The following is a 12822-nucleotide window of genomic DNA, read 5'->3' as shown; positions in this document are numbered from 1 at the left end:
CTGACCTGCGGAGCCAGGTCACTGCAGTTAGCATCTTGAATGCAAGAGTGGCTCAATCGGCTCAAGAGAACCAAATCTTCATCCCGACCTACCCTGCACTGAAACGTGTTTCGTAATTTTGACGTTCGGGAATTCCGGAGAACTCTTTCTTGGAGCCTATTTGTCGTGTGCCTTGACCTCTCCTGACGAAGTCATGCATTCGGATAGTCGATTTCCCTGAAATCAGGCCGCTCCGGTTTGAGCGGTCTTTGAATTTCTCCGCCGGAAGTCTGCTGAAACAGATGGACTACTTCTGATTCGTCTTCAGATACATTTTCAATATCAATTGAGTCTACGATTCGATAGCCTCCATTCATCAGGAAAGTGCGAAGAGCGTCCTGCATTTCTTTTTTGTCAATTTCTGAAGTCATCAGTATTTGAACGTACACACGGTTGCGATCGTCTTCGTCAAAATTCAGGTCGTAAGGATTGCCTCCATATTCTTTCAGGTAAAGTGAAGGTTTGGATTTGGCCACGAACGCTTCCAAGAGATTGGCTACTTCCTTCATGGAAGGGCCCGCTCCCTCAAGAATAATCCTCATAATTCTGACCTGTGTCATTCTCGATCCACCTCAATTCTTTTAAATAAATGTAGGACATAAAACGTTTTGGGCAACGCCTTGAAGGGAAGTGGACCTCAAACTCGGCTAAAAACGCGAATTATCAACGGGGAATGATGCCGATGCTGCGATCCGGCATGGTCGCGGGCCGCTCCACTTCGAGGTAGGCAACAGGGTCCGAGCAGTAATCAGCAGCGAAAAAACCGCTGGGACGGTGATTTCCGCTCCTACCAAGGCCGCCGAACGGTAATCTGCCGCTTGCACCTGTTGTCTGGCGGTTCCAATTTACTACACCGGCACGAATTCTCTTCCTAAATCGTTCATATAGCTTCGGATTTCTACTGATCAGACCGGCTGACAGTCCAAATGCAGTATTGTTCGCCTCGTGCAGAGCCTGTTCGAAATTGGCAACCCTTATGACCTGGAGCAACGGTCCGAAGATCTCCTCATCCGGCCGATCGGGAACCTGCGTTACGTCTATGAGACCGGGCGTGAGAAAATGTCCCGGTCTATCGAGCGATGTCATTTCCGTCAGAATACGTCCACCTTGCTTACTCAACCGTTCCTGAGCCGCAAGCAGTTCATCCCGAGCCTTTCGGGAGATCACCGGTCCCATGAACGGTTCGGGAGTATCCGTATAAGGGCCGATTTGTATTCTGTCTATCAGAGACATAAGTGCCGCGATAAAGAGATCTCCTTCATTTCCCGCGGGGACGACCAGTCTTCGAGCACAAGTGCATCTCTGCCCTGATGTAATGTACGTGGATTGAACGGCAATGTAGGCTGCGGATTCAGTATCGTCTATCTCAGTGACTATCAGAGGATTGTTGCCGCCCAATTCCAGCGCAATAATCTTCTCTGGCTGACCTGCGAACGACATGTGGAGCGCTCTTCCGGCAGCAACACTTCCTGTGAAGAAGAGTCCGGCGAGCAGCGGACTCTGTGCTACTGCCATGCCGGTTTCGCGGCCACCCTGAACCAGATTGAGAACGCCAGGGGGAAGATCCGCTTCAATCCAGCATTCCATTAGCTTTTGAGCAACCAGGGGAGCCTGTTCGCTTGGTTTGAATACGACCGTATTTCCTGCAATGAGCGCTGGGATAATGTGTCCGTGAGGTAGATGTCCGGGTAAGTTGAACGGTCCGAAAACGGCAATAACACCGTGGGGTCTGTATCGGAGTGCAGATGCGGCACCTCCGAGGTCTTGTTTCGCGTCGTGTCGCCGCTCTTTGTGGGCTTCTATCGATAAGCCGACTTTTCCGACTATGGCGTCTACCTCAGTGTACGATTCCCACAGTGGCTTTCCCGATTCTCGACTGATACACTCGGCGAGTTCGTCTCTGTGTTCAATGACCTTTTCTTTGAAGGACTGCGAGTACCCGATACGCTCTTCTGCAGGAAGGTCCGACCACTTCTCGAATGCCCGGAGTGCTGCACGATATGCTGCATCAACCTCTTTCCCTGTCGCGGCCCGGCCTTTCCAGTTGATCCTTTCAGTGGCCGGATCGGTGGAGACAAACTCGTCGCCACTTCCCTCGATCCAAAGGTCATCTATGTAATGTGTTTCCATTTTCTTCACTCGCAAAAAATCGAGCAACCGTTTTTACCCTGGGCCGCCTTGAAGCGAATCAGAAGGCCGCAAAGGAGAGACAATGATTTTTGCACCCAGGGAAAGGTCAAGAGCCTTTGCAATGCGGGCGTTTACGCGAATTCCCTCTCGGGGGGTCTGATCCAACGGAGCAATGCCGGCTCGGAAACTGCCTTCAGCACGTGCAATTACAAACGTGGGGGAATCAACCTCTTCAATCGTGATTTGGTCGATCGCTGTAATACGGCTCTCCCGAATGATGCGGACCCGATCCAGGGCGCATTCGATGATTGGACCTGCTTCAAAGATGTCTACCATTCCGCTGAAGGTGAAACCTTCATCCTGGAGCATGCTCAATGCAGGCTGCGCTTTTTCATGAACTTTTCCGATAACTTCTCGAGCTTCAGGAGGCAGCAGCGATACGTAAATGGGATATATGGGCATAAGGTCTGCAATAAAGCTCTTATCGGCAACACTGAGAAGATCGGCTTTTGCATAATCCATATCGAAAAAATGTCTCCCCAGAGCTTCCCAGAATGGGGAATATCCGCTGTCGTCGACAACTCCTCGCATCTCGGCAATGACCTTTTTTTCAAAGGAGTCCGCGTGCAAGGTCATGTAGAGAAAACGAAACAGAGACAGTAAGCGTCCGGCCCCGTGTTTCCGATAATCCGGAGCCAAAAACAGTCCGCCGATTTCCGTGGGCCCGTTGTGTTCAGCAACCAACACAAGAGCGGGTATCTCCTTCGAAATGTTCAACGGTCTCGACCGATGCACCATTGTCTGCAATTTGTATGCGTAAAAGGGTTCGAATCCGCCAACTTTTGAGACAATACAACTGGTCCCGGCGACAATGTTTTTCTCCAGATCCTCCAAAACAAAAATATACAACTCTCCTCCCGGTCGATGTATTGGCTTTTCGAAAGTATGCACAGATTCAAGGATTCTTTTCCTCAGTACTTCCTTATCCTTGGGCAGTGAGGTCAATCCGAATCCCGCCAGATTAGCCAGCTCATACAACCGGTCCAAATCTCTTAATTCAACTGGACGAATAACCAGCATCGCATTACCCTCGCAATCGTATACTCCACTCATAGTTTAATGCATTTCGAAATGGTTTGAGAGCTTTTCGGAAGTGAATTTCACGTATTCTTATATTAATGTAGTATCCGAATGGTTCAATTTTGATGAGATGAATACGTTCAAGAGAGGCAGACTCTCCAAAGCAGGGTCATGGTTATGACGTTGAATCGATTTATTGGTCTTTCCTATAGCAAGTGTATAAAACAGCGTCCAATTGCGGAAAGCACTTCTTCGCAATTGGTAGGTGCCGTGCCTCTGTGCCGGTACATTTTTCGGATATAGTAATTCTCGAGAGTAATCGCGGATTGTGAACAGCGATTCCTCGAAATTGGTAGCCAACGGCCTCCGTGCCGGTGGACAATATCTAAACAAATCAATTAGTTTTGCCCGGCAGAGACGCCGGGCGCTACCAATACTTTTCTTTACAGTTCTTTACAGTTTTCGGTTTACTTCAAAATTGTTGAGAAACACTATAAACATCAATTGGTTCTGGCCGGCAGGGACGCTTGCCGTGGCTGTCAGGATTTGAATCGTAACTTAGCAGTGCGCGATACAGGCTGAAAGGAATGGATGATAAGGATCACCCGGGGTCTACTCGACGCGTACGGTAAGCACCGGACAATTGGCCATCCGAACCACATTTTCTGCGGTACTCCCGAGTATAAGGTGTCTCACACCGGTCCAGCCGTGAGTGCCCATCACAATGAGCCCAACGCCTTCTTCCTCCGCGAATTTGATAATCTCTTCTGCGGGGGCTCCGGAACGGCGGAACGCTCGAACGTGCTCTACTTCCCGGCTGCTATCATTTGCAAGCAACTCCAATTCTTCAGCAGCCCCTTCTTCGATATTCTGTTGAATCAGAGCCAAATCCATAGGAATACGGTCTGCAAAGGTAGGATAACCGAAAAAACGGGTATTTACGACATGAAGGATCAAAAGCTCGGCCTGAAAAGCGCGCGCAAATTCGATGGCAAGGACCCTCGCCGGAACGGAGTTCTCGGAAAAATCTGTACAAACAAGTATTTTCTTGGGAATCATGATGGCACCCGCTCACACCTATCTGCATTGCAGGATAAGCGGTGCGAATGCTTTCAAGCACTCACACCGCAGTTAAGGCAATGAATCGTTCTACGCCGCCTGCTGTCGAGCGAGAAGCTCAAGCATGCGCCCAGCCATTTCTTTTGCGTGCCTGCTCAGGTTTTGCGTGGACTCGAGCATATCCAAATATATAGAAGAACTGAGGTGTGAAGCCGTTCCATTGAGCAAACGATCCACGTGCGCCAGTTCCCAATCCTGACATTTCTGATCCAGGGATGCCTGTCGTGAAATCACGCTCTCCAGAAGAAATTTGTTGGGTGCGATGATTGCGTCCCTGAAATCGGTTAAAATACCACTCGTTTCCGCAAACATTTCACGGATTTCCTCTATAGTTTTGTCATCAAAAGGAACTTGTTCTCGGCATTTTATTCGTATGCAGTTGAGAATGCTCTCGAGCGAATCTCCTACGCGCTCGAGGTGAGCTGGAAACATCACAATCAATCTGCACAGCTCCGGAGCGACATCTATTGAACAGAGAAGATTTTTGGTAAGCAGTTTTTCCTGTTGATGCACTTCCGAAGCCAACTGATCGCACGTCCCGAATTCGTCGGGACAATCACGAACAAATCCGGTCTCCAGCAGCCCGGTCATCTTAATGAGCTTGCTCAACATGATCACCAGGCCTTCTTCCAGTGTCACGGATTCAGACACCGGTGCCTCATGAAGCTCTTCTATTCTGGCAACTTCGTGATCCAATTTTGGGCTGATCATTCTCAACGGATTGAAAAAAATGTGCTTGTCTTTCATATCCAAGTCCCTTTCTTCATGTTATTGAACTGTTATCTGCGACACTCCCTGTTCGGAGGCCCCAGACTTCAGAAGCTTTACCGTGAGCACCCCTTGTTTGTATTCAGCCTCTACCGCGTCTTGGTCAATTTGACTTGGCAGAGTCACCGATCTGGAAAAACGGCCGAAGAAGCACTCATTCATGCGTACATCTTCTTGGTTTTCCATATGTTCTGCTTTCTTTTCTCCTCGGATGGTCAGTACGTTACTGCTAACGCTTAAGTCCAATTCTTCGCACGTCATTCCCGGTAATTCCGCCCTGACGATCATCTCTTTTTCAGTTTCCGAAACGTCGACTGCCGGAAAGAACCCTTCTGCAGATGCGATCCCGAATTCTTTGAACCGGCTGATAAACGCGTCCATTTCTTGATATAATTTTCTTATCCGATCGGAGGGCCGAATTTCCCGTTCATTTTCTCCACGCGATATAAGATCAAACATAATGCAAATCCCCTTTATTGAAAAATTGTTTTTTTGCTGACATTGCTAATACGTGAAAATATCTATGAATATCCATAATTAATTGTTTGAGCACTTTTCTTATAATAATGTAGCTCCGAATCCTCGCATGACAAGTTGTGATTAGTGCCCGAGTGAATTCGTAACAACCGAAGCTTCTTGCCGAGTATAATAATCACAAAGAGAAAACAATGAGCCGCTGAGTCTCATACCGATTTGCTTATCTTCTCATAATCTGGGAGGCTGGAGTATCCTTCGCTCCGGACGACGCAAAGCCGTCTAATCACTCCGCTCGGGACACCCCAGCCTTCGCTATCTTATGAGCATAACTGCGAAATGGTATCACGAGTAAGTATTCTGAAATCTGCCCGCGTACGTACGAGTTTCTTCAGGTAGAAAAAGACAAGATCTAAACAGATGTGAGGCAAACCGAACGGCACCGCAGGCCGACACCCGCCAATTTTCGGAGAAGCGCTTTCGCAATCGGACAAAAATTCTGACATGGTATACTAAAGTAGGGGCACGGCCGGCGTACCCCTACAGTAAACGATGCGCCGGCTTGGATAGCGCATCGATCAGCGTGGCACCTGAGTTTGGAAGGAGGACAAAGCTATCTTCAAAAAGAGCAAATAATGTACCAGAGAATCGTTTTCCACGAGGGTTCTCGTGATCCCCAAGAAATAACGGTTTTCCGGAGCCTGTCACATCGCGTATTCACATGGCGATGTCAGCTTTTTTTACACATTGTCAAATCCCGCCAAGAAAGGCGATCTAACTGCTCGACGGATTCGCCCAAACAAGAAGTTCGTGAATGGGACCTCTACTCACGGAAAACCCGGACACTGACCTGCCGTTCAGGACGTAAGCAGTATCGTGCGGACAATCGACTCTCACTGCATAGTCCGGAGACAGATCGAGCCAGAGCTTGAGGAAGACTCTGTTAATTCCTGCGTGGCCTACCAGAAGAACAGGCTCTTCCGGAACCATAACCCGCAATTCTTCCAGGAATTGACTCATTCGGGTTTCCGCATCCGCGTAACTCTCCCCCCCCGGAGGTCTATCCCACCATGTGGGGCGAATGTGAGGCTTGCCGGGGACTACATCGGCCCTTAATTTCAGCTCCCATTCTCCCGCGCATAATTCGGCAAGAGCCGGTCGGACGACGATCGTTTTCTTCTCCTGTGTGTAGATCCCGGCACTGGTGACTGCTCTTCCAAGAGGACTTGAGAACACTGTGCCCACCTCTTGCCGCGACACGAATGCAGTCAACTTATTTGCAGCCTCCAAGCCTTCGGCAGTCAATGGCGAATCTGCCGAGCCCAAGACACGACCCTCGCGGTTTGCTTTGGTTTCTCCGTGTCGCATCAGAATAATTCTTCGTGGTTCGCTGCTTGTGTTCATTCGTTCCTATTCCTTGCGTCAGTTACCATTTCTCATTATGGTGATTGCTTTGATTTTAGGCAGGTGCACCGGGGTTATCAAGTCGACCCGGCGTGACTATCCTCGTCGCGGCATGTTGGGGATTCCTGATGACAAGAATTTTTGCTATTATTAAACCGTTTCCTGCGAGACAACTTGCTTCTCTCCCGGGACGTTAGGGGATTCTCATGGATGATCCGATGGTTTCAGTGTATTCCGGTTCGACTCTGCTGGTGGTCGCCCATTGTTTTTCATCTCAATTCGCACCGTAACCAGTCTTCCAGAGATATCCGCAACCGATACTTAGCTATCGACAAAGTTAAGGACATTTTGTTTGCGACGATTCACCGAATCCCTCCGGGACAGTCTCGCTACTCTGCTTAACTATTCATTTTTTGAGGGAGAATGCAGACTCGAATAGTCCTTGCTTGTTTGCGAACTATTCGGTAACGTGCATCATATAAGAAAGAATTCGGCGTCTCTAAATGTTAGAACCAGTTGATAATAAAAACGAAACGGCAGGAGCGAATCCTCCGAAGTCGAAATCTTATAAAGATTTTTTCAACTACTTCGGTGAAGAACGTGTCGTTCATGACCGATTTGCAGAATTCCGAACCAGACTTATTTCACACATTGTTCCGATCTTTTCCCGAATGGGAATCGTACCCGATACAATCTCGTACGTAGGGATTACCTTTCTTGCAGGAGTAATCCTCTATTTTGTGCGAAATCCCGTTGTGGCAGTGCTTTTCCTGGCGGGACACGTATTTTTTGACGGAGTTGACGGGGCATATGCTCGGCACACGGGCAAAGCATCGCAATCCGGTGCTTTCACCGATCTCGTATGCGATCAGTTCGGAATGGTCGTTGTCTCGCTGATGGTCATCTTCCACCATATGGTGGCGCCGCTCATTGGAGCCGTGTATATGGCGCTTTACCTGATGGTGGTCGTTTTCGGTGTAATTATTAATGCCATAGGTCTCAAAACCCGTATCACGGTTACCAGCAAATATTTCCTGTATCTCACGTACGCTGCATGGGCGATTTGGGAAGTGAATCTCTTCGCCCCTATGATGACCTTTTTCTCTGCAATTATGGCTCTGCAGGTGCTCATAGGCTATCTTAGACTCAAGAGAGGGATCAGAAAGAAATTTGACTCCGAAGTACGCTTTTCGGCTGGAGATCCGTATTCGGGAAAGTTGAATTATATCTTTAACCTGGCCATTCCCGCTCTGGTGTTGTTGATCATCCTGATCTGGGGTAATTGGATTCCGCTGCGAGCAATGATCGATATACCGAAACAGTCTGTTTCGTGGTCTCAAGGAATTCCGTTGATTCCTGAAGAGAAGACCGAACAATTGCTGGGATTCGGAATTCAGAATAAAGATTTTCTGGTGCTCTGTCGAAAGCCCGACGACCACCTCGAAGTCACTCGTTTTTCCGAATCAGGACAAGCCGGACAAAGTTTCACTATTCCGGAATACGTTTCTCCCATGTTCGGGACCTTTCCCGTGGATCGGAACATTCTGTTGATCCCGGACGATACGACAAGACTTCTCATGGGCATCGATCTTGACGCTTCATTCGCTGCACGACAGGCGGTGATGGTGATGACTTTGCCGTTCAAGTACCTGAGGGTGACGGCAATGACCACGGGAGAGTGGAAAGGCAAGAAAGTGTGGCTCGCCGCAAATTATCTATACACTCGAAGGACCTACGTGATAGATCCTGAAAAAGCGCTTAAGAAAGGTTACCTTTTGGGTGGGCTTATCGCGTCATACGTCAATGCCGGATATCCACACGGCATGGTAATCCGCGATCGTACAGTCATCGAGTACAATCGCTCTCCACTCCAAAAACTCATCTATGCTGCTCCTCTGAAATCTGTTATTGCAGGAACGAACCTGATGGATGCAGCCAAGACTTCTTTTTTTGCTCCACGGGATGATGTGTTCGGACCGGCTATCTATGGCGACAGTCTCGTGGTGCTTTCTCCGGAAGGTAAGCTTTACAAATTGCCCCTGGCTGCTTTTCTTGTGACGACTCAAAAATCGGATTCAAAGAGAACTCCTCATTAAGGAGATGGCGAAGAGTTCATGGACAACATTAGAAATTTCAGCATTATTGCTCATATAGACCACGGCAAGTCTACTCTGGCAGATCGGCTCCTCCAAATTACGGGTGTAGTTGGAGACCACGAATTTCGGGATCAGATGCTCGACACCATGGATATCGAGCGTGAACGAGGGATTACGATCAAAAGCCAGAGTGTGGCGCTTCCCTATCGTGCTTCAGACGGCAAAGATTACGTTCTGAATCTCATTGATACACCGGGGCATGCCGATTTTTCGTACGAGGTATCCCGGGCTCTGGTCGCGTGCGAAGGTGCTCTTCTCGTGATCGATGCGGCCCAAGGTGTTCAGGCGCAGACGCTGGCCAATTTTTATATGGCTTTGGAATTGGATCTGGAAGTGATTCCGGTAATCAACAAAATAGATCTTCCTTCCGCCGATGTGGATCGAGTAAAGGCCCAGATCGAAAAAGATCTCGGGTTGGATTCCGATCATGCTCTGGCTATTTCGGCAAAAGAAGGAACCGGAATAGAAGAAGTGCTTGAAGCCGTGGTGAACAGGATTCCTCACCCGAAAGGGGACCCGAATGCGCCGCTGAAAGCTCTTATTTTCGATTCCCATTGGGACCCGTACAGGGGCACAATCGTCCATTTACGGCTCTTTGACGGGAAGCTCAAACCCGGTGAGGTTATCAAATTCTGGTCCAATAACGCTACGTATAAAGTGGAAGAAATCGGGAGTTTCCTCATTGAAAGAAAACCCCGCAAAGAGCTGAACGCCGGTCAGGTAGGGTACATGATTGCCGGTATCAAAACGGTGAGCGATACAAGAATCGGAGATACGGTTACCCTGGAAGACAGACCGTGCAAGGAAGCCCTCAAAGGCTTCAAGCTTGTGAAACCGGTCGTATTTTCGTCATTTTATCCGATCTCATCTGACGATTACGAGGAATTGGCCGTTGCATTGGAAAAGCTGAAGCTCAACGATGCTTCCCTCACCTTTGAGAAAGACCATTCGACAGCTCTCGGCCACGGATTCAGATGCGGCTTCCTTGGACTGTTACATCTGGAAATCGTTCAGGAACGGCTTGAACGGGAATTCAATCTTTCGCTCATTCTAACCGCTCCATCCGTGCAATACGTCCTCGTTCTGAAAGATGGAACGGAAACAATCATAGACAATCCTGCCAAGTACCCGGATCCCGTGTACATCCAATCAGCCAAAGAACCGTTCATTCGAGCATCCATCATCCTGCCGGACCAATTCCTCGGGCCTGTAATCAGCCTTTCCATCGATCGTCGCGGCGTTCAAAAAGACATGCACTATCTTGATTCCAGCAGAGTTGAGCTCACTTTCGATCTGCCGCTTTCCGAAGTGCTTTTCGACTTTTACGATCGCTTGAAATCAGTCTCCCGAGGATACGCATCTTTTGACTACGATTTCCTCGAGTACAGGGAAACCGAACTCGCAAAAGTGGACATTCTCGTGTCCGGCGAAAAAGTGGATGCGCTTTCCATGCTGGTACACAAAGACAGAGCGTACCAACGTGCCCGCCGAGCCTGCGAACGGCTCAAGAACGAGATACCTCGCCAATTGTTTAAGGTTGCAGTCCAAGGCGCAATCGGAGGCAAAATCATCGCACGGGAGACAGTATCCGCTCTCCGAAAAGACGTTACCGCCAAATGCTACGGTGGAGATATTACCCGCAAGAAAAAACTCCTGGAAAAACAAAAAGAAGGCAAAAAACGTATGAAACAAGTCGGAAACGTCGTCATCCCACAATCAGCCTTCCTCGCAGTCCTCAAAACCGACGAAGACGAATGATGGAAGAACGGGGAAACCCTTCCCAAGAACTTTCAATACGTTTGCTGGATCTGCATTTCCTGTCGGAAATTCAGATCCAGCAAACGTATTGAAGGTTTTTGCCAGTAGTTCGAGAAAGGCCTTTTCTTACCAGAAGCTTTTCACGTTCTCGAATGTTTTTTGATAAGTTATTGAAACAAAGTTCAATTCAAGGATTTTATAGTAAGTGCCAAAATTAGTGTCCGATTGAAGATTAGGAATATTGGTGGGTGCCGTGCCTCCGTGCCGGCACATCTTCAATATGATCAATGATATCGATAGAATGGACCGGCAGAGACGCCGGTCCCTACCAATATCCTGTAATTCACGCGCGGGATAAACGACAGAATTTTTGGCACTGACTATAATAGCTCGTCGAATCCCGAATTTCCGTCAGGAAATCGGGATTCGACGAGCTATTAAAAGTTCTTGAGGTGGGGTTCGGGGAGGAACTTCTTACAAGAAGTTCCTCCCTGACTCTCCTTCCCCCTTCCCTCCCCTATTTCTTGCTTGACAGCGGGCGCGCGGCGTGTTAGCGAGCGATTCATTGTGTGTTTCGTTTGGTTTTGTGTTTTCGTGCAAGGAGGGATTTGTGGGTTTCCTATGTCGCTTATGTATTGCTGTACTTTTTTGCACTGTATTTTTCTGCACATCAGCGTGGTGTCAATCAGAGGGATGGGGCACGGGCTTGCAGGCAAATTTGAATCCGGGACTCTCGTTACAGCCGCACGCTTTTGGCGAATGTGCTCAGAATAACCCCGATTTTCTTTTTGTTCCCCCCGAGATGTTGAACGATTACCTGGTGAAGCTCGCGTACGGCCGGACCTTCGGCACTTCCACTCAGCTTGATTACGCTACATTTGAACTGAGCAAACGAGTTTCCAGCTTCCCTGCACTCACGTACTTCGGACCGGCTATCGGCGAGGTGCAAGTGGCGCTCATGGCTTCGTACGTGTTTTACTATGAAGGCAATATTGAAAAGTTGAAAAAGTTGGACTTCCATGACGGATACGAGCTTGCGTGGGTGCCGAAAGGGCGCTTCACGTTTCCGGTATGGTTCGGGCTCAACCCGTACCTGGAGAGTGGAGCAGGCCTCAGCTACGTGTCAGAGACCTACCGGAACTCAGGCTCCAGGTGGAACTGGTCGCTATTGGGAGGCTTCGGACTCGAGAAAAATGTATGTGATTCTGGTGTATTTTCCCTCGGCGTGCAATGGAGACATCTCTCGAACGGGAACATGTGGGGAACCGGAGACGAACTGCACAACTCCAATTCCGGCACGGACATGGTTCAGGGAATGGCCACGTTTATACAGCGATTCTAATGACATGCGATGTGGGTGGAATTGTTTCCTCTTCCTGAATCGCCAAATCATCTATCGGAAATTAAACGAACTCCTGTAGGGAGTGGGAGCGGATAATCTCCAACCAGTGTTCCAGCTTTAGTTCGCAAGCACAGTGGTCTTCACCGATATGCGGATGGGCATGTTCCTCGAATATCGTATTTTGGCTGACCATGCACACGGGCCATCCGGGAACGTGGTGCCTGGAGCCGCTGTCACCATTAATGCGATAAACGAGGAAGCTTTTTTCATCACAGAAAACTTTGTAAGACGCTCCTTCATGGGAAATCAGAAACTCTTTACCAAGCAATCCCCAGCCATGGAACATCCCGTGAATTCTGTTGAAGGTTCCCGCAGGACATATTTCTGAACGCTCGTCCACTCGCACCTCACTGTTATCCAGATTATAAATTATTCTATCCGCTGGTACTGTCTTCCGCAATCTTTATAGGAATTGCCAGAACCAATGTCCGATTGAGGACAGGGGTACTGGTAGGTGCCGTGCCTCCGTGCCGGCACGTCTTAAATATGATC

11 protein-coding genes are annotated in these 12822 nt (G+C 48.8%); 3 read left to right on the top strand and 8 right to left on the bottom strand.

Annotation, left to right across the window (positions count from 1 at the left end):
* Nucleotides 1-191 precede the first annotated feature (191 nt).
* From DESTI_RS05335 to DESTI_RS05305, 7 genes are all read right to left on the bottom strand, one after another.
* The gene (locus DESTI_RS05335; RefSeq protein ID WP_014808941.1) at nt 192-599 is read right to left on the bottom strand and encodes a hypothetical protein; all 408 of its coding nucleotides are present in this window, start codon (nt 597-599) and stop codon (nt 192-194) included.
* Nucleotides 600-702: 103 nt separating this feature from the next.
* The gene (astD, locus tag DESTI_RS05330) at nt 703-2169 is read right to left on the bottom strand and encodes a succinylglutamate-semialdehyde dehydrogenase (RefSeq protein ID WP_014808940.1); all 1467 of its coding nucleotides are present in this window, start codon (nt 2167-2169) and stop codon (nt 703-705) included.
* A 33-nt stretch (nt 2170-2202) separates the two neighbouring features.
* Nucleotides 2203-3249: an arginine N-succinyltransferase gene (locus DESTI_RS05325; RefSeq protein WP_014808939.1), complete on the bottom strand. Its 1047-nt coding sequence runs from the start codon at nt 3247-3249 to the stop codon at nt 2203-2205.
* A 612-nt stretch (nt 3250-3861) separates the two neighbouring features.
* The gene (locus DESTI_RS05320; protein ID WP_014808938.1) at nt 3862-4308 is read right to left on the bottom strand and encodes a universal stress protein; all 447 of its coding nucleotides are present in this window, start codon (nt 4306-4308) and stop codon (nt 3862-3864) included.
* A 90-nt stretch (nt 4309-4398) separates the two neighbouring features.
* Nucleotides 4399-5115, bottom strand: a complete 717-nt coding sequence (locus DESTI_RS05315; protein ID WP_041285982.1) for a Na/Pi cotransporter family protein — start codon at nt 5113-5115, stop codon at nt 4399-4401.
* 21 nt (nt 5116-5136) lie between these two features.
* Nucleotides 5137-5595, bottom strand: coding sequence for an Hsp20/alpha crystallin family protein (locus tag DESTI_RS05310; RefSeq protein WP_014808937.1), 459 nt, complete (start codon nt 5593-5595; stop codon nt 5137-5139).
* A 789-nt stretch (nt 5596-6384) separates the two neighbouring features.
* Nucleotides 6385-7014, bottom strand: coding sequence for a histidine phosphatase family protein (locus DESTI_RS05305; protein ID WP_014808936.1), 630 nt, complete (start codon nt 7012-7014; stop codon nt 6385-6387).
* A gap of 503 nt (nt 7015-7517) precedes the next feature.
* On the opposite strand from DESTI_RS05305, the gene DESTI_RS05300 reads away from it, so the two are divergent.
* The 3 genes from DESTI_RS05300 (at nt 7518) to DESTI_RS05290 (ending at nt 12270) form a co-directional block, all read left to right on the top strand.
* Nucleotides 7518-9110, top strand: a complete 1593-nt coding sequence (locus DESTI_RS05300) for a CDP-alcohol phosphatidyltransferase family protein (RefSeq protein WP_014808935.1) — start codon at nt 7518-7520, stop codon at nt 9108-9110.
* A gap of 18 nt (nt 9111-9128) precedes the next feature.
* On the top strand, nt 9129-10928 hold the full coding sequence (gene lepA, locus DESTI_RS05295) for a translation elongation factor 4 (protein ID WP_014808934.1): 1800 nt from the start codon (nt 9129-9131) through the stop codon (nt 10926-10928).
* 706 nt (nt 10929-11634) lie between these two features.
* The gene (locus DESTI_RS05290) at nt 11635-12270 is read left to right on the top strand and encodes an acyloxyacyl hydrolase (RefSeq protein WP_041285981.1); all 636 of its coding nucleotides are present in this window, start codon (nt 11635-11637) and stop codon (nt 12268-12270) included.
* A 61-nt stretch (nt 12271-12331) separates the two neighbouring features.
* On the opposite strand, the gene DESTI_RS30620 is transcribed toward DESTI_RS05290, so the two are convergent.
* Nucleotides 12332-12670, bottom strand: a complete 339-nt coding sequence (locus DESTI_RS30620; RefSeq protein WP_014808932.1) for a hypothetical protein — start codon at nt 12668-12670, stop codon at nt 12332-12334.
* Between the last annotated feature and the right edge of the window lie 152 nt (nt 12671-12822).

Origin of the sequence: Desulfomonile tiedjei DSM 6799 (assembly GCF_000266945.1) — a bacterium.
Classification (GTDB): domain Bacteria; phylum Desulfobacterota; class Desulfomonilia; order Desulfomonilales; family Desulfomonilaceae; genus Desulfomonile; species Desulfomonile tiedjei.
This window is presented reverse-complemented; position numbering and strand designations above follow the sequence as displayed.

Excerpts from the sequence above, each read along its gene's own strand:
- DESTI_RS05335 (WP_014808941.1), bottom strand. The coding sequence starts at position 599 with ATGACACAGGTCAGAATTATGAGGATTATTCTTGAGGGAGCGGGCCCT.
- astD (WP_014808940.1), bottom strand. The coding sequence starts at position 2,169 with ATGGAAACACATTACATAGATGACCTTTGGATCGAGGGAAGTGGCGAC.
- DESTI_RS05325 (WP_014808939.1), bottom strand. The coding sequence starts at position 3,249 with ATGCTGGTTATTCGTCCAGTTGAATTAAGAGATTTGGACCGGTTGTAT.
- DESTI_RS05320 (WP_014808938.1), bottom strand. The coding sequence starts at position 4,308 with ATGATTCCCAAGAAAATACTTGTTTGTACAGATTTTTCCGAGAACTCC.
- DESTI_RS05315 (WP_041285982.1), bottom strand. The coding sequence starts at position 5,115 with ATGAAAGACAAGCACATTTTTTTCAATCCGTTGAGAATGATCAGCCCA.
- DESTI_RS05310 (WP_014808937.1), bottom strand. The coding sequence starts at position 5,595 with ATGTTTGATCTTATATCGCGTGGAGAAAATGAACGGGAAATTCGGCCC.
- DESTI_RS05305 (WP_014808936.1), bottom strand. The coding sequence starts at position 7,014 with ATGAACACAAGCAGCGAACCACGAAGAATTATTCTGATGCGACACGGA.
- DESTI_RS05300 (WP_014808935.1), top strand. The coding sequence starts at position 7,518 with ATGTTAGAACCAGTTGATAATAAAAACGAAACGGCAGGAGCGAATCCT.
- lepA (WP_014808934.1), top strand. The coding sequence starts at position 9,129 with ATGGACAACATTAGAAATTTCAGCATTATTGCTCATATAGACCACGGC.